This window comes from Ensifer sp. Root127 (assembly GCF_001425225.1).
Taxonomy (GTDB): domain Bacteria; phylum Pseudomonadota; class Alphaproteobacteria; order Rhizobiales; family Rhizobiaceae; genus Ensifer; species Ensifer canadensis.
In genome coordinates this window covers 326,376-347,164 of sequence record NZ_LMDX01000054.1, presented here as the reverse complement: position 1 = coordinate 347,164, position 20,789 = coordinate 326,376, and the positions used below count along the sequence as shown (strand labels likewise).

Genomic DNA, 20,789 nt, shown 5'->3' with positions numbered 1-20,789 from the left:
GCTCAAGACCGGGCGGATCTCGTGGTCCGCCCGGCGCTTCTGACCCGATCATACGGACGATCCTCATGTCGAAACTTAAGATGAACGGCGTAAGCAAGGCTTACGGCGCCACCCTGGCTTTGCGCCGCGGCGACCTTGAGATCGCCGCCGGCGAAGTCCATGTGCTCATGGGCTCGAACGGCTCGGGCAAGAGCACATTGTGCAAGATCATTGCCGGCAGCGTGCGCCCCGATGGCGGAGAGATCCTCATCGACGGTCGGCCGGTCACGATATCAGGGCCGCAATCGGCCAGGGCGCAGGGCATCGGCATCTTCTACCAGGAGCTCAGCCTTGCCGGAAACCGCTCGGTCGAGGAGAATATCTGCCTTGCCATGCTGCCGGTCAAAGCCGGAATCTTTATCGACCGTGCCGCCCTGAAGGCGCGCGCGGCGCGCTACATCGATCTTTTCTCCGGCGTTTCCGGTGATGGTTTTGCGGCCGAGACGCTCGTCGGCAATCTGCGCGCCGATCAGCGACAGCTTGTCGAGATCATGAAGGCACTGGCAAGTGAAGCCCCGATCCTGATCTTCGACGAGCCAACCTCGGCACTCGACAGGGCACAGGTCGACCGCTTCTTCGATATCCTGCGCGGGCTAAAGCGCGACGGCCGCGGCATCATCTTCATTTCGCACCGCATGGACGAGATCACCGCGATCGGTGATCGGGTGACGATCATTCGCGACGGTGAGACGATCAAGACGCTCAATCTGAACGAGACCGATCCTGCCGCGGTCATCCGGCTGATGGTCGGCGGCGCCGGCGACATGCCGGCCTCGCAGTCCTCAGTGCCTGCCGTGGCAAGCTTTTCGGCCGGCGACGCCATGACCGTCGACAAGCTGTCGGGTGCCGGTTTCCGCAATGTCAGCTTCGAGGTCGCCAAGGGTGAGATCCTCGGTCTCGGCGGGCTTCACGGCCAGGGGCAATCGGCGGTGTTGCGGGCGATTTTCGGCGCCGGCTCCACAACTGCGGGCGAAATCCGCATCGGCGGCGATCGTCTCGATGCGAGAAGCCCGCGCGACGCCATCCGGCGCGGTTGCGCCTATGTCTCGGGTGACCGCGGTCGCGACGGCGTCATTGCCGGCAGACCGATCATCGAGAATGTGACGCCCATCCATTACCTGCGTGATCGGCTGATGATTGCACGTCCGTCAACGCTCAAGGAAAAGGCGATGCCGGCGCTTGAGGCGATGCATACGAAGTTCGCGAGTCTCCTGCATCCGATCAACTCGCTTTCCGGCGGCAACCAGCAAAAGGTGATCATCGCCCGCTGGCTGATCGATCGGCCGGATGTGCTGCTGCTGGACGACCCCACCAAGGGCATCGACCTCTCGGCCAAGGCCGATCTCTTTGCCCTCATTCGCCAACTGGCAGGCGAGGGGCTCGGCATCCTGCTCTATTCCTCGGAGGACGCCGAATTGCTCGGGAATGCCAACCGCATCCTCGTCTTCAACGGCGGGTCGGTCACGCGCGAGCTCACCGGCGAGGATCGCACCCGCTACAATCTTTACCAGGCTGCATACGAGGCCGCGTGATGACACCGACCACGACAGAAATTCGACCTTCCCGCGCGGGTGGGCTAAAACTCTGGCTCGAGCGCTATCCGTTCCTGCCGGCGCTGGTCATTGTCGTCGCGCTTCTGGCGTTGAACGGCGTGTTCTCGCCCAACAGCTTGAGCTACCGCTCGCTGACGGGGCTGCTCAGCACCTATATGGCGCTGATCATGCTGGCGATCGCCCAGACCTATGTCGTTTCCGCAGGGGATATTGACCTGTCGGCCGGTGCGACGCTGTCACTCGTCAATGTCGCCATTGTCGTTTTGATGGAAAAATGGGGTGGTGGCGCCGGCGCCGTCATCGGTGCCTTGATCTGTGGCGTTCTGCTCGGGCTCGTCTGTGGGGTTATCAACGGCATCGTCGTTGCAGCGCTCAGGCTGCAGGCGATCGTCGCTACCTTTGCGACCAGTATCTTCTTCACCGGCGTTGCGCTCTATGTCATGCCAGTGGCCGGCACGCCGGCGCCGGCGCTGTTCTGGCGGACCTATGGCGGGCGGTTGCTCGGTCTTCCCTTCGTCTTCTATGTGCTTGCAGCACTCGCTGTTCTGCTCTTCCTTTTGTCGCGCACCCGCCTCGTCACCCAGCTTCTGGCCGTCGGTGACGACCAGCAGGCGGCCTACCAGACCGGTCTTCCCGTGGTCCTGGTCCGCATCAAGGGTTATGCGCTCTGCGGCCTGTTTTCGGCGCTCGCAGCGTTCTGCCTGACCGGCGACACCGCCAGCGGCGATCCGCTCGTCGGTGGCAAGATGACGCTCTATAGCGTCGCGGCCGTCGTGCTCGGGGGCAGCGCGCTTGCCGGCGGCTGGACGACCGTGGTCGGTTCTCTGCTCGGCGCGCTGACGATCGGTCTCGTCAACTCGCTCGTCTTCTTCATGGGCACGCCGTCGGAGTGGCAGAACTTCGTTCAAGGTCTCGCCATCCTCCTCGTCTTGATGGCAGGCGTGCTTGCCGGCCGGAGGGCACGCGCATGAACGCCGTTATTTCCTTCCTCAAGAAGCCGCTGGTCATCGCGCTGCTTTTGATCGTGGCACTTCTCTATCTTGGCGAAAGCCTGTCACCGGGCTTTGCCTCGGCCGACCAGATCCTGCGCCTGCTGATTGTCGCCTCGCTGCTGGGCATTGTTGCGGCCGGCCAGAACGTCGTCATTCTCGGCGGCCGCGAAGGCATCGATCTCTCGGTCGGCGGCGTCGTTTCGCTTTCGGCGATCATTGCCGGCAATGTCATGAACGGCGCCGACGGCGGCATCCTGCCGGCGATCCTTGCCTGCGTGGCGACCGGGGCCTTCTTCGGCCTCCTGAACGGGCTGGGTGTCACGCTGCTGCGTATCCCGCCGCTGGTCATGACGCTCGGCATGCTCGGCGTGCTCCAGGGCCTGCTGGTCGTCATCCGCAACGGCATTCCCTCCGGCCGCGCGGCACCCGGCCTTTCCGCCTTCGTCACCCAGCCGCTGGTGTTCGGCATTCCCGGCATCATCTGGCTCTGGATCGCCGTCGGCCTGTTTATGGCCTTCATGCTCAACCGCACCGTCTTCGGGCATCGCATTTATGCGATCGGTTCCAACGAACATGCGGCCTATATGGCCGGCGTGCCGGTCCGCCGCATGCGCATCGGCCTGTTCATGATCTCCGGCATGTTCGCGGCGGTCGCAGGCCTCTGCCTGCTTGGCTATTCCGGCTCGTCCTTCGCCAATGTCGGCGAGCAATACATGCTGTCCTCGATCATCGCGGTCGTCTTTGGCGGTACGTCGCTTGCCGGCGGCAAGGGCGGATACACCGGCACCATGGCAGGCGCGCTGTTGCTGGTGATCCTCCAGGGCATCCTGACTACCGTCAACATCGATGAATCCGGCCGTCAGATGGTGTTCGGCGCGACATTGCTGCTCTTGATGCTGTTTTACGGCCGCGGAAAGGCGATGCGGACATGAGCGATCACAGGCCGAAGATCAAGGATATTGCCGAGCGTGCCGGCGTTTCCGTTGCCACCGTGTCGCGGGCGCTCAGCGATTCCGGCCTGGTGACGGCGGAAACGCGCCAGCGCATCCATGCGCTTGCCCGCGAACTCAACTACCGGCCGAACGTCAGCGCCCGCAACCTGCGCACCCGCAAGTCGATGTCGGTGCTCTTGGTCGTGCGCGACGTCGGCAACCCGTTCTATCTCGACATTCTGAAAGGCGTCGAGGCGACGGCGCGCGAGGCCGGCTACTCCGTGCTCATGGGCAACACAGAGAACGATCCGGATCGCGAGACGGAGTATTTCAACATGCTGCGCGATGGCCATGCCGACGGCATGATCCTGATGACCGGCAAGCTGCCGCCGGCAGGGCATGATGCTGGTCTCGACCTGGCGCATCTGCCCGTCGTCGTCGCGCTGGAAATGATCGAAGACTCGGGGCTGCCGCATGTGCAGGTCGACAACCTTGCCGCCGCCAGGGCTGCGGTCGAGCATCTGATCTCGCTTGGTCACCGCAAGATCGCCCACATCGCCGGGCCGCTGCCCGAAGTGATGGCCATTCACCGCCGAGACGGTTATCGCGCCGCGATGCACGAGGCCGGCCTTGCGATCCCTGACGGCTACGAGGCTCGGGGCGATTACCTGCTTGAAACCGGCCAGCTCTGCTGCGGCCAATTGTTTGCCTTGGCCGAGCCGCCGACGGCGATATTCGCCGCCAACGACGAAATGGCCTATGGCGCCATTCACAAGTTGCGTCGCCTCGGCCGTGATGTGCCTGGTGATGTTTCCGTCGTCGGCTTCGACGACCTCTATCTGAGCAAGGCTTTCTATCCGCCGCTGACCACGGTCAACCAGCCGCGCGCCGACATCGGCAGAACGGCGATGTCGCTGCTGCTTCGTATGCTTTCCGGCGAAGAGGTGGCGCATGCGCCGCCCATAGTGCTGCCGACGACCCTGAGCATTCGGGCAAGCACCGCCGCGGCACGTCACTCATAAGGCGAGCATGATGTCGGCCGAAACCGCTTACACTTTCGGCATCATGCTCCGGCCGAAAAATCTGGGAGAAGAAAATGACACAGCTACCGAAGCAGACGCTGCGCGTGGGTTTCGTCGGAACGGGCTTCATCGCCCATTTCCACCTGAAATCGATGATCGGCGTGCGCAATGTCGAAGTGACGGGCGTCTTCAGCCGCAAGGCGGAAAACCGCGAAAAATTTGCGAAGGAAGTCGAAACGCTCGGGCTCGGCACCTGCCGCACGCATGAGAGCCTGGAAGCGCTACTGTCAGCCGACGACGTCGACGCGATCTGGATCCTGTCGCCGAACTATACGCGCCTCGACGTGATGCGCGCCCTGCACGGGGCGATCAAGTCAGGCCGCAGCAAGGTCTTTGCGGTCGCCTGTGAGAAGCCCTTGGCGCGCACGGTGGCGGAAGCCCGCGAGATGCTGACGCTGGCCGAAGATGCCGGCCTCAATCATGGCTATCTCGAAAATCAGGTGTTCTGCACGCCGGTGTTGCGCGGCAAGGAAATCATCTGGCGTCGCGCCGCCTCCACCACCGGCAGACCCTATCTTGCGCGGGCGGCAGAGGAACATTCCGGTCCGCACGAGCCCTGGTTCTGGCAGGGCGACAAGCAGGGCGGCGGTGTTCTCTCCGACATGATGTGCCACAGCGTCGAGGTGGCGCGCTATCTCTTGACCGCGCCCGGTGCGCCGCGCAATTCACTGAAGATCAAGTCGGTCAACGGCACCGTCGCCAACCTGAAATGGACGCGTCCGAACTATGCCGAACAACTGCGCAAGCGCTTCGGCAACGATGTGGACTATCGCAACCGCCCTTCGGAGGACTTTGCGCGCGCGACGGTGACGCTCGAGGATCAGGAAGGCAACGAACTGATGATCGAAGCGACGACCTCCTGGGCCTATGTCGGTGCCGGCTTGCGCATCCAGCTCGAATTGCTCGGACCGGAATATGCGCTCGAATACAACTCGCTGAGTACGGGCCTGAAGATCTTCATGTCTCGCGAAGTCACGGGTTCGGAAGGCGAGGATCTGGTTGAAAAGCAGAATGCCGAGCAGGGGTTGATGCCGGTGCTTGAGGACGAAGCCGGCGTTTACGGCTACACCGACGAGAACCGCCACATGGTCGAATGCTTCCGCAAGGGCCAGAAGCCGCTCGAAACCTTCGAGGACGGTCTTGCGGTGGTCGAGATGCTGATGGGGCTCTATCGCTCCGCCGAGATCAACGCCACCTTGCAGTTCCCGGCGCCGGAACTCGAACATTACGTGCCCGTCGTCGCACGCAAGGGCGCTTGACGGCCCGCGTGTGAAATTGGCGGGAGAGCGGCAAAGTCGGCTCCCGCCATCAGCCTACTTGGCGAGCCAGGTTCTCGCCATGGCCAAGGGTATCGCTAGATCAATTCACTGTTTCATCGAAACAGTGAAATGATCTAACTCGTTGAAATCACGCAATTCCGGACGGAAAACCGTTTCACACTTTTCCTGGAATTGCTCTAAGAGGTCGTGGCAGGTTCGGCGCTTGCCGCGCGCCCGGTCATCTCATCGATTTCGATGGCATAGAAAAGATGGGGCGAGGTGCCGACGACGCTTTGTTCCGCCGGTTTCAGTCCGCCCGGCTCCCACCAGTTGATCCGCTTCTCCAGAAGTGACCACGCCTGAAGGCGTTCATGATGCGTCTGGTTCGTGTCAGGCAGTTCCCTGTAGCTGCCGTAGATGACGACGCTTTTCCAGCTTTCCCTGTCGGCGAATTCGTCGATCTGCACGCAGACTTTCGCGTTGTCGCGCATCCAGTCGATCTTTTGTCCGGGCATCGAGAAGCCGTAGAGCCGGCCGGTTGTAAAGGCGTATTGGATAGGGACGATATAGGGCTGGTCATCCCTGGCGCAGGCAAGCCGGCCGATATGGCTTGCGGTGACAAGGGCGATGCATTCCGGCCGCGTCATTTCTCTGACGAACATGATCCGTTCCTCTCAACGATGAGCTCCACAGGCAGGGTTTCAGTTTTGATCGGTTCCTGCCTTGATATGGCTCAAGGCTTGCGCATTGCCAGCCGCAGGCTTTTTACGGGCCGCGGTTACGGGGCAGCCGGTGCCGACAATTTCGGCGCTTTCCAACCGCCGTCGGGAATAAACCGCGACGGCTGCCGTTATGCCCCTATCGAAAAAATAGGACGACCGGCTTGTGCGGGCGAAATTCGCCGCGAACCGGTCGGGAAGCAGCAAAGGATTGGGTCATGATGAGCAGCGTTCGAGCAATCACATCGGGAAGGGATATCGTCATCTCTTCCGCCAACGAGGCGGGAGGTTTCGACGGTCAGATGCCGGTCCGCCAGGTGCGGCTGTTGATCGGGTCGATGCTGCTGGTCTTCGCGACGATCCTGATCTTTGTTGCCGCTGATGGGCTGACCATGCCGATGCGTCTGGCGCTGATGGTGTTTGCGACAACGCTTGTCTGCTGGACGATCTTCGACCTGCCTGAAACGCCGGTGGCGCTTGCCGGAGCGCTGGCTTTGGGCGCCACCGGTACCGTCAGCGAAGAGGCGATGTTTGCAGCGCTCGGCAACGATATCGTCTGGTTGATGATCGCCGCCTTCGTCATTGCCTCGGTGCTTCAGGCATCCGGGCTGGTGGAGCGTCTCACCTTCCGGCTGCTGGCACCGTTCCAGCGCGTCAGCAGTCTTTTCTGGGCTGTAACTCTGACGATCTTTGCGACCGCCTTCATCATCCCATCCACGTCAGCACGGGCGGTAATCTTCATGCCTGTCTTTCTGGGGCTGACGGCCGCCATTGGCCGGCCCGGCGTGACACGGGCGCTTGCCTTGCTTTTCCCGTCGGTGATCCTGCTTTCGGCCGCCGCCTCGCTGACCGGTGCCGGCGCCCATCTGGTGGCGGTCGATTTCATCCGTCGCAGCGGCGGCAAAGCGCCGGATTTCCTCGATTGGGCCTTGCTGGCTGCCCCGTTCGGATTGGTCACGAGCCTGATTGCCTGTGGCCTCATCCTCTGGTTCTTCCTCGGCGCCGAGGATCGTAACGCTGCTTTCGAGCCATGCACGCCGGCTGAAAGGCAGCCGCTCAATGCGCAGGAGCGGACGCTGCTGGCGGTGACGGCGCTCATCGTTCTGGCGCTTGCGACATCGGGCCTTCATGGCGTTGCCTTGCCCTTCGTTGCCTTGATCGGCGCCCTCGTCATGGCCTCGGAAAAGGTCTCGGGGTTGCCCTTTCGCAAGGCGCTGAAATCAGTCGAGTGGAACCTGCTGCTGTTTCTCGCCGGCACGCTCGTCATCGGCGAGGCGCTGATGAGCACCGGCACGGCGGCCCTGCTCGCCGATCGCGCCATCGGAATGCTCAGCCTCGTCGGCAAGCCGCCGGCCTGGCTGGTGATCCTGTTCACGATAATCCTTGCCACGTTCGCGCACATCGTCGTCGCCTCCCGCACAGCGCGGGCAACAGTGCTGATCCCAGCCCTCGCTCTGCCGCTCGCGGGCCTCGGCGTTAATCCGGCCGTTCTCATCATGGCGGCAACGCTGGGTAGCGGATTCTGCCAGACGCTGATTGTTTCGGCCAAGCCCGTGGCGCTCTTCGGTGGCATGGAGCCACCCGCCTTCACGCCGTCGGACCTCATGCGCCTGGCGGCGATGCTGCTCGTTCCATTCATCGGGCTCCTGACGCTTGTTGCGATCTTCGTCTGGCCGCTCATGGGGTTGGGCTATTGATATAAGTCTTTGAAAACGTGTTTTTTTGCCAAGGCCGGAGTCAGCTCAGCTCCGGCCTTTGTTTTTTCTTAGGCGGTGAAATAGTTTGGCATCCGGCGGAATAAAGTCTCCGAGCGACCGTTTCTCCCTGGCATCCGCATTGTCACAAAAACGCAAGGAGACTGTCACATGACACTGACCATTCTGGTTGCACCGTCTGGTTTCAAGGAAAGTCTGTCGGCGGAAGAAGCGGCCGATTGCATCGAGAAGGGCGTGCTGCGTGCTTGCCCCCAGGCAAAGGTTCTGAAAGTGCCGATGGTCGATGGCGGTGAAGGTTTCACCAAGGCTCTGGTCGCGGTCACCGGCGGCACTTTGCACGAATGCGTCGTGACCGGACCGCTCGGCACACCGGTCTTGTCGCATTTCGGATTTCTCGGGGGGCAGGATGAACCGGTCGCCATCATCGAAATGGCGGCCGCCGCCGGCCTCAGGCTGGTGCCGCGCGATCGCCGCAACCCCTGCATCACATCCAGCTACGGTGTCGGCGAACTGATCCGGGCAGCACTCGACGCCGGCGCACGCCGCATCCTGCTTGGCTGCGGCGACAGCGGCATCAATGACGGTGGTGCCGGCATGGCGCAGGCGCTGGGTATCGAGCTGCTCGACAGGGATGGTCGGCCACTGCCACCAGGCGGCGGCGCTCTTGGTCAACTGGCCCGCATCGATCTCTCATCAAGAGACCCGCGTCTGAATGAGGTTCGGATCGACGCGGCCGTGAACTGGCACAACATGCTGCTCGGAGAGCGCGGCGTCGCCCGGGTGTTCGGCCCGCAGAAGGGGGCTACGCCTGAGCAGGTCGAGCTGCTGGCCCATGCGATGGAGACCTATGCCGGGGCGATCCACGGCGCGACCGGTATCGACGTCGGCAGCGCGCCCGGCGCCGGGGCTTCCGGCGGCCTCGGCGCCGCCGTCCTCGGCCTGCTCGGCGGCAAGCTGCACCCGCGCTACGACATCGTCATGCAATATCTCGATCTCGACAGCATGATCGCCCGGGCCGACCTGGTGATTACGGCGGAAGGCAGCCTCGATGGCCAAACGCCCTTCGGCAAGGTGCCGGCGGAGGTCGGCCATCGCGCCAAGGAAGCCGGACGTCCGGTGATCGCGCTGGCCGGAACGATCGGTAAGGGCGTCACCCTGAACTTCGAGCACGGCATCGATGCTTTCGCCTCGATCCTGAAGGCGCCTTGCAGCCTTGACGATGCCATCAGCGCCGCGCCGAAACTGCTGGTGCGCGCCGCGGAAGATGCCGTTCGCATGGTGCGGGTCGGCATGCTGCTCACCGAGCGAGGCCTTGCCGCCTGATCAATTCAGGGCATGACGGCTCCGGCGGAAAGGAGGTGCGCAGTCGGCACCTTCTTTCCGCCGGAGTTTTTTCAATGTGCCGCCTGGAAAACCATCGGGCGTTTATCGTGTTCGCTGAAGCCCGGCCGTTACTGCCGGCAGAGTTCGCGGGCGTTTAGGACACCCCAGCCGAAAACCGGATCCTTGCCAGGCGCACCGACATCCTCAGTCGTTTGCGCCACAAGCTTGCCGATCTCTTCGGCCGAAAGCGAAGGGTTCGATGCCCTCAGAATGGCAACGGCGGCGGTCACGAACGGGGCGGCAAAGGAGGTGCCCGTGCGCGGCCGTCCACCATCGACGGAGGCGGCGGTCCAGACACCGGTGCCGAGTGCTGCAACGTCGATGTGGTCGCCCTGTGCTGCACGGCGATAGGGGCGGAAATTGCGGTCGACGGCGGTCACTGCGATGAGTTCAGGGTAGGCGGCGGGATAGACGGGCTTTGCCCTCGGGCCGTCATTGCCGGCCGCCGCCACCTGCAGGATATTGCGCTTCGCGACCAGATCGACGGTCTTTTCAAGCAACTGATTATCCGGCCCCGATAGGCTCATGTTGATCACCGTCACCCCGCGGGATGCCAGAAGATCGATCGCCCTGACCAGATCATAGGTCTCGGCGACATCCGCGTCGCCCCTGGTCTTCTGGAAGGCGTCGACTGCGATCAATCGCGCATCGCGTAACAAACCGGGAGCCCGGCTGTCCTGCCGGCCGGCGATGAGCGCTGCAACGGCGGTGCCGTGCTGGCGTCCGGACTCCGACGCTTCGTCGGCCGCGAGACGGATGATGTCGAGGTCGACGCGTTGAAGCGCTGGATGCTCGGGATTGATCGCAGTGTCGATCAGCCCGATCGGGCCGGCAGCGGTGCAGGCCTTGCCGGCATCGGGCTCGGGCCAGCCGATGGCTGTGCGCACAAGCGCGCAACGGCCTTCGCCGCACGGCGTTGATGGCTGAACCGAGCCTTCGTTCGGCTCGAAATAATGGTTGAGATCGGCAATGGCGCCCGGCGAGGCAGCCGCGACCTGCTGGCGTGCGGCCTCGAGCGTCATTCCCGTGGGGATCGAAAGCTTGACGATCTGCGAGCCGGAAAGTCCGAAGGGATGGCGGCTGCGCGCCGTGAACCCTCTTTCGCCGAGACGCTGGATTGCGGTGTCGTCGAGCCCAAGCGCGATGATTTCGCCGGGCACATGGGTCGGTTTGCGCACCGGCGGCGGGCGACGGGCAGTTCGCTTTTCCGGCGCGCCCTGCCAGAGGTCGAGCAGATTGCCGCCGCCGCGCCAGACGCCACCGGAGCCTCGGTCGGAGGAGCGACCAGAAGACGAACTGCCACCGCCGTCACCGTCGTCGTCGCCGCCATCGTCGTCATCCGCATGGGCCGGTGTGACAAGGGCAAAGGGAGCGGTGGTCGCCGAGCCGGCAATCCCTGATGGCACGAGGTCGCCATTGGCGACGGCCAGGCCGCAGATCGATGCGGCGGTCAATCGAAGCAGGCGTTTCTTCAAGGTTTTCTCCTTGTCCCAACCGTGCCCAGTGGGGTCAGCTTACCGTGAAAGGCATGCCCATCGGTGGTGACTTTTGCGTGTGGTTCACATATCGCTCAACGGATGAATGGACAAATTATTCCCCCGCGTGCACGCCGAAGCGCCGGAAGGAACGTGAAATGACCGATCAGGATATCGCCTTCGGCGAGCGCCTCGTCGCTTTCCTGCCTAACCTGCGCCGCTTTGCCATTTCGCTTTGCCGCTCCCGCGATATCGCCGACGATCTGGTGCAGGCTGCGTGCGAAAAGGCGCTTGCCGGCTCGGAGCGGTTCGAGGAGGGTACGCGCTTCGACGCGTGGATATTCCGCATTCTGCGCAACCTGTGGATCGATCAGCTTCGCCGCCAGAAGACGGCCGGCCCGACCGAGGAGATCGAAGCCCAGCCCGAACTTGCCGTTCCATCAGGCGAAGCGGGCTCCGAGGCACGCATGACGCTAAAGAGCGTGGCCGCCGCCATCGACGATCTCGTGCTTGAACAGCGCGAGGTGCTGCTGCTGACATGTGTGGAGGACCTCTCCTATAAGGAGGCGGCCGATGTGCTCGGCATTCCGATCGGCACGGTGATGAGCAGGCTCSCCCGCGCCCGCAAGAATCTTGCTGACGCCGCGGGAATAGAACCGGCGGCCGCGCGTTCACCGGATATGAGAGGCGGGGCGAGATGAGCGACATGGTATTCACCGACGAAATCCTGATGGCCTTTGCCGACGGCGAACTCGACGACGAGACGACACGCCTCGTCGAGGCAGCGATCGAGACAGATGACGATCTGATGATGCGCGTAGCCATGTTCATGGAAACCCGGGCTGCCACCAGCGAGGCCATGAAGCCGTTGCTCGACGAGCCTGTACCTGACCATCTGGCGCAGAAGGTGCGCGCGATGGCTGCCGACGCTGCAGCGAGACGTGACGACAGCCAGACCGTTGCTGCGGCCGATGACAGTGCGAATGCGGACAATGTCGTCGCGTTTCGCCGCCCGGAGCCCGCGGCACAGGCGCCGCGTCGCCCGTCGCAATGGATGATGGCGCTAGCCGCCTCGCTGCTTATCGTCGTCGGTGGCGTCGGAGGGTATCTTATCGGAGGAGCGGGCCAGGTAGATGTCGCGAACCCGCAGGTCGCGGGGCTGGTCGACCCTGAAGTGTCGGGTATCCTCGACCAGCGCGCGTCGGGGGAGGAAATCGCGATCGGCGACGGAGAGGCCAAAGTTCGATTGGTCTCGACGTTCCAGGCGGGCGGCGAGCGGCTCTGCCGCGAATACGAGATGAAGCGGCCGGATCAGCCGGATTTCGTGTCGGTTGCTTGCCGGAACGCCGGACGCTGGCAGACGCAACTGGCGATCGTCACAGCGGAAACCGGTGAGGGTTTCGCGCCGGCCTCGTCGCTTGAAACCGTCGATGCCTATCTGTCCTCGATCGGTGCCGGCGCGCCGCTGGGGGCGGCGGCGGAGAAGAAGGCGCTCGCCGGACGAAAGTAGCCTTCAGCGCGGCTTTTCTACCGGTACGGAAAGGCCGACCTTGACGCGATCCATGGTGACGAAGGTTCTAAAGCGCCGGATGTTGGGGTTGCCGAAGAACATGCGGCGGGTGAAGGCCTCGTAATCGCCCATCGTCGGCACGATCACGACAAGCATGAAGTCCACGTCGCCCGTGACGTAATAGCATTGCTGGACTTCCGGAGCGGCCGAGAAGGCGGCCTTGGCCGCATCGAGCAGGTCGATCTGCTCGCTTTCCACCTCCACTTCGACAAGGATCGTCAGGGCCTGGTTGACCCGCGCCGGCTCGATCACCGCGACATTGCTGCGGATGACCCCAGTTTCTTCCATGCGCTTGATCCGCCGTTGCACGGCCGGCGCAGACAGGTTGACGGCCTCGCCGATCTGTCGCTGTGGCGTCGTGTTGTCCTTCTGCAGGATTGAGAGGATTGCCAGGTCGAAGCGGTCGAGCTCCGCCGATGTGCTCTTTGAAACGGCCATCATTTCCTCATTGTCATTTACAAACTTGCGTAAGGGCTCTCCATTTAGAGCGCATTTCTCTCGTTCGGTGAAATATAACTTCATCGAACGAGGAGATTGCCCACATGCTCATTCGCAACCACCATGCCGATTTCGGATCGCCGCTGCTGCCTGACGATGCCGAAATGCTCTCGATTGCTGCGGCTGCAGAGGTTGAGCGGCAGCTATCGCGCCGTGACGATCATCGGCCGACGCCGCTTCATTCCTTGCCGGCGCTTGCGGCCGAACTCGGGGTCGGAGCAATCTTCGTCAAGGACGAGGGCCATCGGCTCGGGCTCGGCAGTTTCAAGGCGCTTGGCGGATCCTACGCGGTGATCCGGCTGGTGCTTGACGGGGTCCGGAAGCAGACAGGCCTGGACGTCGACATAGACGATCTCACGCGCCCTGACGTTCGCGCGGTTGCGCGCCAAATGACGTTCGGCTGCGCCACGGATGGCAACCATGGTCGCTCAGTGGCGATGGGCGCTGAGCTTGTCGGTGCGAAATCGGTGATCTTCGTGCATTCCGGTGTCAGCCAGAAACGCATAGAGGCGATTGCGCATTACGGCGCCGAGATCGTCCGGGTCGAAGGAACCTATGACGACTCGGTGGAGTTTGCGGCGAAGGTCTGCAACGAGCGTGGCTGGACCGTCGTATCGGACACCTCCTGGCCGGGATACGAATATATTCCCGGTCTGGTCATGCAGGGATATACGGCGCTTTTGTGCGAAGCCTTGCGGACGATCGACGCACCACCGACGCATGTCTTCGTGCAAGCCGGCGTCGGCGGAATCGCTGCTGCAACGGCCGGGCACCTGGCGCTGCGTTACGGTCATGACCGGCCGCGCTTCGTCGTAGTCGAGCCGGCCCGAGCTGCCTGCCTGCTGGAAACGGCAAGGGCCGGCCATCCGGTGAAAGTGCCACATGGCGAGCCAACTGTCATGGCGATGCTCGAATGTTACGAGCCTTCTCTTGTCGCCTGGCGCATTCTTTCGCGTGTTGCCGACGCCTTCATGATGATCGACGAGGAGGATGCCGTTTCGATCATGAACCGCCTCGCTCGCCCGAAAGGGGGCGATCCGGCAATCGTTGCTGGCGAAAGCGGCGGTGTCGGGCTGGCTGGCCTCATCACGGTCGCCGGAGACCCGAACATGCGCGCCGCCCTCGGCCTTGATGCCAATTCGCGGATCCTGGTGATCAATACCGAAGGTGCCACGGATCCTGAACGCTACGAAGAGCTGGTTGGCCTCGCGCCGGCTGATGTCGCCGGGGCTGAGAAATTGGAAAGGGTATGACGCGGATGGCAAACACGGATATCGACAAGCTTGTGGCGGAGATGACGGCGTGGCGTCATGACCTGCACGCCCATCCGGAATTCGGTTTCGAGGAAAAGCGGACAGCGGCCTTCGTTGCCGCCAAGCTGCGGGAGTTCGGCCTTGACGAGGTCGCCGAAGGTATCGGTGGCACCGGGGTGATCGGCACGCTGCGGCATGGAACGGGAAATCGCGCCATAGCGCTGCGTGCCGATATGGATGCGCTGCGTATCGCGGAACAGGGGACAATTGCCTATTGCTCCACCCGGCCCGGCACGATGCACGCCTGCGGCCACGACGGCCATACGGCGATGCTGCTCGGCGCAGCAAAGCTGCTGGCCGAGGAGGGTGGCTTTGACGGGACCGTGCGCTTCGTTTTCCAGCCAGCTGAAGAATGGGGGAAGGGTGCACTTGCCATGCTCGCCGATGGCATGCTGGAACGCTTTCCCTTCGACGAGATCTATGGGCTGCACAACATGCCGGGCCTGCCGGTCGGAAAGTTCGAGACCCGTGCCGGCGCCATCATGTCGGCCGAAGACAATTTCGAGGTCACGCTCAAGGGCGTCGGCGGCCATGCCGCGCGACCTCACGCGGGCAACGAGACGCTGGTCGCTGCCTGCGCGACAGTGGTCAATCTCCAGACCATCGTTTCGCGAAGGCTCTCTCCGGCCGATATCGCCGTCGTCTCCGTGACCGAATTGATCACCGACGGCACGCGCAATGCCTTGCCAGGCCTGGCCCGCATTCTTGGTGATGCGCGCAGCTTCCGACCTGAGGTGAGCGCCAGGATCGAACAGCAGATGCGCACGATCGCCAAGGGGACGGCGGATGCCTATGGCTGCGAGGTCGAGGTGACCTATACGCGTGAGTTCGTGCCGCTGCTCAACGATCCGGCTCTCGTCGATCATGCCTTCGCAGCGGCCGGTGCGGTGTTCGGGACGGACAATGTCGCCGTCGCCGCCGAGCCGATGACCGGATCGGAGGATTTTGCCCGGTTCCTCGCGCATGTGCCGGGTTGCTTCGTCTTTATCGGCAACGGCCAGGAATCCGCGCCGCTGCACAATCCGCATTACGACTTCAATGACGATGCCTTGATCTTCGGTGCCCGGTTCCACGCCGAAATCGTCCGGCAACGGCTGGCCGCACCGGATGTGGGGCAGTGACAGTCGCGATGCTCAATACAAACACGATTGAAGGCGGCGCCGTCATGTCTCATCAGTCCATTAATGCCGAACGTCTGCTTACCCGCATCCGCGAACTCGGCGCGATCGGGCGCAACGATCAGGGGCAACTGACACGGCTTGCTGCGTCTGACACCGACAAGCTCGGGCGGGACCGCCTAGTCGCTTGGCTGCAGGCCGCGGGGCTGGAGATCGCCGTCGACCGCATCGGCAATATCTTCGGCGTCTGGCAAAGCCAGGATAACGCCGGGCAATCGCCGTTAATGCTCGGCTCCCATATCGACACGGTCATCAATGCCGGCATCTACGATGGCTGCTACGGCGTGCTTGCCGCCCTCGAAGTCATCGAGACACTGAAGGAGCAGGGATTCGCGCCTGTCCGCCCGATCGTCGTCGCGGCCTTTACCAACGAGGAGGGGGTGCGCTACGCGCCCGATATGCTGGGGTCGCTTGTTCATGTGGGCGGCCTTGCGGTCGAAGCCGCGCTTGCGACGGTCGGAACCGATGGCACGACGCTCGGAGCGGAACTCGCGTGCATAGGTTACGCCGGCACCGCGGAGCCCGGCTTTCTGAAACCTCATGCCTATGTTGAATTGCACATCGAGCAGGGGCCGGTGCTTGAGCGCGAAGCGACCACGATCGGCGCCGTCGAAAATCTGCAAGGGATTTCCTGGCAGCGCGTGACCATAGAGGGCGTTGCCAATCATGCCGGTACCACGCCGATGGCGATGCGCTCCGATGCGGGCCTTGCTGCCGCGCGCGTCGGCCTGTTCCTGCGCGAGCACATCGCGCGATCAAACGCGCCGAGCGTTGCGACGATCGGAACCATGCGCTTCGAGCCGGACGCGATCAACGTCATCCCCTCGCGCGCGGTCTTTACCATCGACCTGCCCGACCCGGACGAGGATCGCCTGAGGGCGCTTGAAAGCGCGCTTTCCGGCTTTCTCGACCGGCTTGAGCAGGAAGAGCATGTGACCGTCTCAGTCGAGCGTCTCGCCCGGTTCGAGCCCGTCAGTTTCGACAGTGCGGTCGTCGCGGCGATTGAAGTTTCCGCGAAGGCCCGTGGGCTGAAGAGCCGGCGGATGACCTCCGGCGCCGGCCACGACGCCCAGATGATCGCCCGCATCGCGCCGGCTGCGATGATCTTCGTGCCGAGCCACGACGGGATCAGCCACAATCCGCGCGAACACACGGATCCGGCAGACCTCGTCGCCGGTGCCAATGTTCTGCGCGATGTCGGCGCTCTGCTTGCAGGCAGCCCTTAGGGCGCCGGAAGGGGCCGGGTGCGACCTCCTTGGAGCGATCAAGATGCTGATGCGGCAACAATTCCTCTCACCGTCATGCTCGGGCTTGACCCGAGCATCCAGCCGGCACCTCTGTGTCAGCCTCGTATCAACAGGCCGGCTGCCTCCAATGTCATGCTCGGGTCGAGCCCGAGCATGACGAAGAGATGGGCCATTGCGTAAAGAGCGCCGGAGCCCGCCGGGCGCCAGAAGGGGCGGGGTTGCCGCCCCTTCTGGCGTGGTCGTTATCCCCGTACGTCTGCCTCGCTGTCGACCGGCATATAGAGGTCGCCACCCTCACGATACTTGGCCGCCATCGCTTGAAAACCTTCCTTCTGCGCCTCGGCGCGGATGTCGTGCGAGATCCGCATCGAGCAGAACTTCGGCCCGCACATGGAGCAAAAATGCGCGACCTTGTGCGCCTCCTTCGGCAAGGTTTCGTCGTGGAAGGAGCGGGCGGTTTCCGGATCGAGCGACAGGTTGAACTGGTCCTCCCAGCGGAACTCGAAGCGGGCGCGCGACAGGGCGTCGTCGCGCGTGCGGGCCGCCGGGTGCCCCTTGGCGAGATCGGCGGCATGGGCCGCGATCTTGTAGGTGATGACGCCCACCTTGACGTCGTTGCGGTCGGGAAGCCCCAGATGTTCCTTCGGTGTCACATAGCAGAGCATGGCCGTGCCGAACCAGCCGATCATCGCAGCACCAATGCCGGAGGTGATGTGGTCGTAGCCGGGGGCGATGTCGGTCGTCAGCGGCCCAAGCGTATAGAACGGTGCCTCGCCACAGACAGCGAGCTGCTTGTCCATGTTTTCCTTGATCTTGTGCATCGGCACGTGGCCGGGGCCCTCGATCATCACCTGGCAGTCTTTCGCCCAGGCGATCTTCGTCAGCTCGCCCAGCGTTTCCAGTTCGGCAAATTGCGCCGCGTCATTGGCATCGGCGATCGAGCCCGGGCGCAGGCCGTCGCCGAGCGAAAACGAGACGTCATAGGCGCGGCAGATGTCGCAGATCTCTTCGAAGTGCTCGTAGAGAAAGCTCTCCTTGTGGTGGTGCAGGCACCACTTCGCCATGATCGAGCCGCCGCGCGAGACGATGCCGGTGACCCGGTCGACCGTCAGCGGGATATAGTGCAGCCGGACACCGGCATGGATGGTGAAGTAGTCGACCCCCTGTTCCGCCTGCTCGATCAGCGTATCGCGATAGACCTCCCAGCTCAGATCCTCGGCGATGCCGTTGACCTTTTCCAGCGCCTGGTAGAGCGGCACGGTGCCGATCGGCACGGGCGAGTTGCGGATGATCCATTCGCGGATGTTGTGAATGTTGCGGCCGGTCGACAGGTCCATGACCGTGTCTGCGCCCCAGCGGGTCGCCCAGACCATCTTCTCCACTTCCTCGGCCATCGACGAAGTGACGGCGGAGTTGCCGATATTGGCATTGATCTTCACCAGGAAATTCCGGCCGATGATCATCGGCTCGGACTCCGGGTGGTTGATGTTGGCCGGAAGCACGGCGCGACCGCTGGCGATCTCCTGGCGGACGAATTCGGGGGTGACGTGATCGGGGATATGGGCACCAAAGCTTTCGCCGTCGCGTAGCGTGACGCGTGCAGCGTCGCGGCCAAGGTTCTCGCGGATGGCGACGAACTCCATCTCGGGCGTGATGATGCCGGCCCGCGCATAGGCAAGCTGCGTCACCGCGCGCCGCCCGGTCGCGCGCAAGGGCGCGTGGCGGAAGGGAAAGGTCGGCGTCAGCCGGTCGCCGGAGGCAAAGCCGTTGTCTTCCGGCCGCACGTCGCGTCCGTCATAGGCTTCGACATCACCGCGAGCGATGATCCAGTTGCGGCGCGGTCGTGGCAAACCGTCCTCGATGCGGATGTTGGCATCTTCTACGGTGTAGGGACCGGAGGCGTCGTAGACGGTGACCGGCGGCTCGCCCGACGTCGGGTGCAGGGTGATTTCGCGCATGGGAACGCGGATGTCGGGATGGATCGTGCCTGGCTTGTAGACCTTTTTCGAGGCGGGAAGCGGGCCTTTTGTGACCGAGAGTTCTGCGGGTTTGGTGGCAATATTCATGATGAGGCTCCAAGTTTGCGGTTGGAGACCCAGTTCTGAAGCCGGAAGGAAAAGACATGTTCGCCTGAAATTCCGCGCGAATGACGGAATCGTGGCGTCAATGTCTGCACCGTCCCTACGCCAGTATGAACTGGATCAGGTTCAACGGGTCACTGCGCCTCGGTCGGCAAAGCCGATCCGCCCAGCAGTATCTCAGCCCCTTGACGGGACCCCCCTGGTGAATGCCTAGAGATAGCCATCGATCCGGATGCGCAGTCAAGCGTTAATCCGAAGGTTGCGTGTCAGGCCTGTTGATTGCCCGGTAGAGCGTTTCCGGATGAGACGAAGCCGCGGGCACGCTCGTTCTTTTGGTTTTTGCGCATTTCCTGACGGAAAACCGCTCCGCACTTTTCCTGGAAATGCGCTAGCGGCCGGACTTCTCTGATCCCCGGCGATCGGCATAATCCGCACGGTTGATGCCGTGCCGCTGCAGCTTGTCATAGAAGGTCTTGCGCGGAATGCCGAGCGCTTCGATCGTCGCCTTGACGTCGCCGTGCTGCGCCCGCAGCGCTTCTTTCAGAATTTCCGCCTCGTAGCGCTCGATCCGCTCGGGCAGGCCGGCACTGGTCGGCGCCGCGGCAATCGGTTGGCCGAGCGAACCTTCGACGCCAAGGGCGACGCGCTCAGCGAAGTGCGAGAGCTCGCGCACATTGCCCGGCCAGGAATGAGACATCAGATAGTGGCTGACGGCCGGCGAAAGCGTCGGCACGTCGCGCTTGAAACGCTCGGCTGCCCGCGTCAGGAAATGCGAGAAGAGAAGGGGGATATCGTCCCGGCGTTCGCGCAGCGGCGGGATCGACAGGGTGACGACGTTCAGCCGGAAATAGAGATCCTCGCGAAAATCGCCCCGCTGGGCCGGGTCGCCGAGGTCGATCTTGGCCGCGGCGATGACCCGGATATCGACGGGGCGCACGATATTGGTGCCAAGCGGCGTGATCTCACGGGCTTCAAGCACTCGCAGCATCTTGACCTGCGTTGCCGGCGGCATCGCCTCGATCTCGTCGAGGAAAAGCGTGCCGCCGCTCGCATGCTCGATACGGCCGACGCGCTTCTTCAGGGCACCGGTGAAGGCGCCGGGCTCGTGGCCGAAAAGCTCGCTCTCGATTACCGTTTCCGGCAGTGCGCCGCAGTTCAGCGCCACGAAGTTGCCGTTGCGGCGCCGGCTCCAATTGTGCAGCAGCGTCGCCACCACCTCCTTGCCGCTGCCGGTTTCGCCGGCAACAAGCACATCCACGTCGGTGTCGGCGATATGCCGCAAGGTCTGGCGCAGCCGTTCCATGACCGGTGTCTGGCCAATCAGCGGCAGGCTCTCACCGGCGACTTCGGCTGCGCGTTTCAGCGCGCGGTTTTCCATCACCAGCCGGCGTTTTTCCAAGGCGCGGCGTGCGCTCTGCACCAGACGGTCGGCGGCAAAGGGTTTCGGGATGAAATCATAGACGCCGTCCTTAATGGCCTGAACGGCCATCGGGATATCGCCGTGGCCGGTGACCAGAATGACGGGCAGGTCGGGGTCGAAGTCGGCGATCCGGCGAAACAGCGTGAGGCCGTCGATCCCGGGCATGCGGATATCGCTGACGACGATGCCGTCAAAATCCGGGTTGAGGATTGCGAGCGCTTCCGCCGCGCCGGGAAAGGCGGAGACCGCGAGGCCGGCAAGCTCCAGCGTCTGCTTCATCGCCCGCCTGAGTTCGCTGTCGTCGTCGACGAGGCATACGGATTGCTGCATCGC

The 20,789-nt window shown here is 63.2% G+C and carries 17 protein-coding genes and 1 riboswitch; of the genes, 12 read left to right on the top strand and 5 right to left on the bottom strand.

What is annotated here, in order from left to right:
- Positions 1–65 precede the first annotated feature (65 nt).
- From ASD03_RS36765 to ASD03_RS36745, 5 genes are all read left to right on the top strand, one after another.
- A complete protein-coding gene (locus ASD03_RS36765; RefSeq protein ID WP_025429273.1) occupies positions 66–1,571 on the top strand; it encodes a sugar ABC transporter ATP-binding protein in 1,506 nt (501 codons plus the stop codon).
- On the top strand, positions 1,571–2,563 hold the full coding sequence (locus ASD03_RS36760) for an ABC transporter permease (RefSeq protein WP_057219153.1): 993 nt from the start codon (positions 1,571–1,573) through the stop codon (positions 2,561–2,563). The genes ASD03_RS36765 and ASD03_RS36760 overlap by 1 nt, the downstream gene beginning before the upstream one ends.
- Positions 2,560–3,516, top strand: a complete 957-nt coding sequence (locus ASD03_RS36755) for an ABC transporter permease (RefSeq protein ID WP_057219151.1) — start codon at positions 2,560–2,562, stop codon at positions 3,514–3,516. Before ASD03_RS36760 ends, ASD03_RS36755 begins: the two co-directional genes overlap by 4 nt.
- Positions 3,513–4,538, top strand: coding sequence for a LacI family DNA-binding transcriptional regulator (locus ASD03_RS36750; protein WP_057219148.1), 1,026 nt, complete (start codon positions 3,513–3,515; stop codon positions 4,536–4,538). Before ASD03_RS36755 ends, ASD03_RS36750 begins: the two co-directional genes overlap by 4 nt.
- 74 nt (positions 4,539–4,612) lie before the next feature.
- On the top strand, positions 4,613–5,857 hold the full coding sequence (locus tag ASD03_RS36745) for a Gfo/Idh/MocA family oxidoreductase (protein ID WP_057219146.1): 1,245 nt from the start codon (positions 4,613–4,615) through the stop codon (positions 5,855–5,857).
- A gap of 197 nt (positions 5,858–6,054) precedes the next feature.
- On the opposite strand, the gene ASD03_RS36740 is transcribed toward ASD03_RS36745, so the two are convergent.
- Positions 6,055–6,519 (bottom strand): pyridoxamine 5'-phosphate oxidase family protein, encoded by a 465-nt coding sequence (locus tag ASD03_RS36740; RefSeq protein WP_025429268.1) that lies wholly within the window; start codon positions 6,517–6,519, stop codon positions 6,055–6,057.
- A 275-nt stretch (positions 6,520–6,794) separates the two neighbouring features.
- Here ASD03_RS36740 and ASD03_RS36735 point away from each other — a divergent pair, with 275 nt between their 5' ends.
- Both ASD03_RS36735 and ASD03_RS36730 read left to right on the top strand, forming a co-directional pair.
- The gene (locus ASD03_RS36735) at positions 6,795–8,273 is read left to right on the top strand and encodes an SLC13 family permease (RefSeq protein ID WP_244494751.1); all 1,479 of its coding nucleotides are present in this window, start codon (positions 6,795–6,797) and stop codon (positions 8,271–8,273) included.
- Between the two features lie 168 nt (positions 8,274–8,441).
- Entirely contained in the window at positions 8,442–9,614 is a 1,173-nt protein-coding gene (locus ASD03_RS36730) for a glycerate kinase (protein ID WP_057219144.1), read from the top strand.
- A gap of 128 nt (positions 9,615–9,742) precedes the next feature.
- On the opposite strand, the gene ASD03_RS36725 is transcribed toward ASD03_RS36730, so the two are convergent.
- The gene (locus ASD03_RS36725; RefSeq protein WP_082555443.1) at positions 9,743–11,149 is read right to left on the bottom strand and encodes a S8 family serine peptidase; all 1,407 of its coding nucleotides are present in this window, start codon (positions 11,147–11,149) and stop codon (positions 9,743–9,745) included.
- Positions 11,150–11,307: 158 nt separating this feature from the next.
- Here ASD03_RS36725 and ASD03_RS36720 point away from each other — a divergent pair, with 158 nt between their 5' ends.
- Positions 11,308–11,850 (top strand): RNA polymerase sigma factor, encoded by a 543-nt coding sequence (locus tag ASD03_RS36720; RefSeq protein WP_057219142.1) that lies wholly within the window; start codon positions 11,308–11,310, stop codon positions 11,848–11,850.
- Positions 11,847–12,659 carry a hypothetical protein gene (locus ASD03_RS36715; protein ID WP_057219139.1) on the top strand — a complete coding sequence of 271 codons (813 nt, stop codon included), beginning with the start codon at positions 11,847–11,849 and terminating at the stop codon, positions 12,657–12,659. Before ASD03_RS36720 ends, ASD03_RS36715 begins: the two co-directional genes overlap by 4 nt.
- Positions 12,660–12,662: 3 nt before the next feature.
- On the opposite strand, the gene ASD03_RS36710 is transcribed toward ASD03_RS36715, so the two are convergent.
- Positions 12,663–13,157, bottom strand: coding sequence for an Lrp/AsnC family transcriptional regulator (locus tag ASD03_RS36710; protein ID WP_057210102.1), 495 nt, complete (start codon positions 13,155–13,157; stop codon positions 12,663–12,665).
- A gap of 104 nt (positions 13,158–13,261) precedes the next feature.
- Between ASD03_RS36710 and ASD03_RS36705 the strand changes: the two genes are divergently transcribed.
- From ASD03_RS36705 to ASD03_RS36695, 3 genes are read left to right on the top strand one after another with little or no spacing between them, the layout of a single operon-like run.
- Positions 13,262–14,470, top strand: coding sequence for a diaminopropionate ammonia-lyase (locus ASD03_RS36705; protein ID WP_057219137.1), 1,209 nt, complete (start codon positions 13,262–13,264; stop codon positions 14,468–14,470).
- Between the two features lie 5 nt (positions 14,471–14,475).
- Entirely contained in the window at positions 14,476–15,651 is a 1,176-nt protein-coding gene (locus ASD03_RS36700; protein ID WP_057219280.1) for a M20 aminoacylase family protein, read from the top strand.
- 44 nt (positions 15,652–15,695) lie between these two features.
- On the top strand, positions 15,696–16,934 hold the full coding sequence (locus tag ASD03_RS36695; protein ID WP_057219278.1) for a Zn-dependent hydrolase: 1,239 nt from the start codon (positions 15,696–15,698) through the stop codon (positions 16,932–16,934).
- Between the two features lie 263 nt (positions 16,935–17,197).
- Here the strand turns inward: ASD03_RS36695 and thiC are convergent, their stop codons facing one another.
- Both thiC and ASD03_RS36685 read right to left on the bottom strand, forming a co-directional pair.
- Positions 17,198–19,021 (bottom strand): phosphomethylpyrimidine synthase ThiC, encoded by a 1,824-nt coding sequence (gene thiC / locus ASD03_RS36690; protein ID WP_057219134.1) that lies wholly within the window; start codon positions 19,019–19,021, stop codon positions 17,198–17,200.
- Positions 19,022–19,115: 94 nt separating this feature from the next.
- Positions 19,116–19,247: riboswitch (TPP riboswitch) on the bottom strand.
- A gap of 177 nt (positions 19,248–19,424) precedes the next feature.
- Entirely contained in the window at positions 19,425–20,786 is a 1,362-nt protein-coding gene (locus tag ASD03_RS36685; RefSeq protein ID WP_057219132.1) for a sigma-54 dependent transcriptional regulator, read from the bottom strand.
- Between the last annotated feature and the right edge of the window lie 3 nt (positions 20,787–20,789).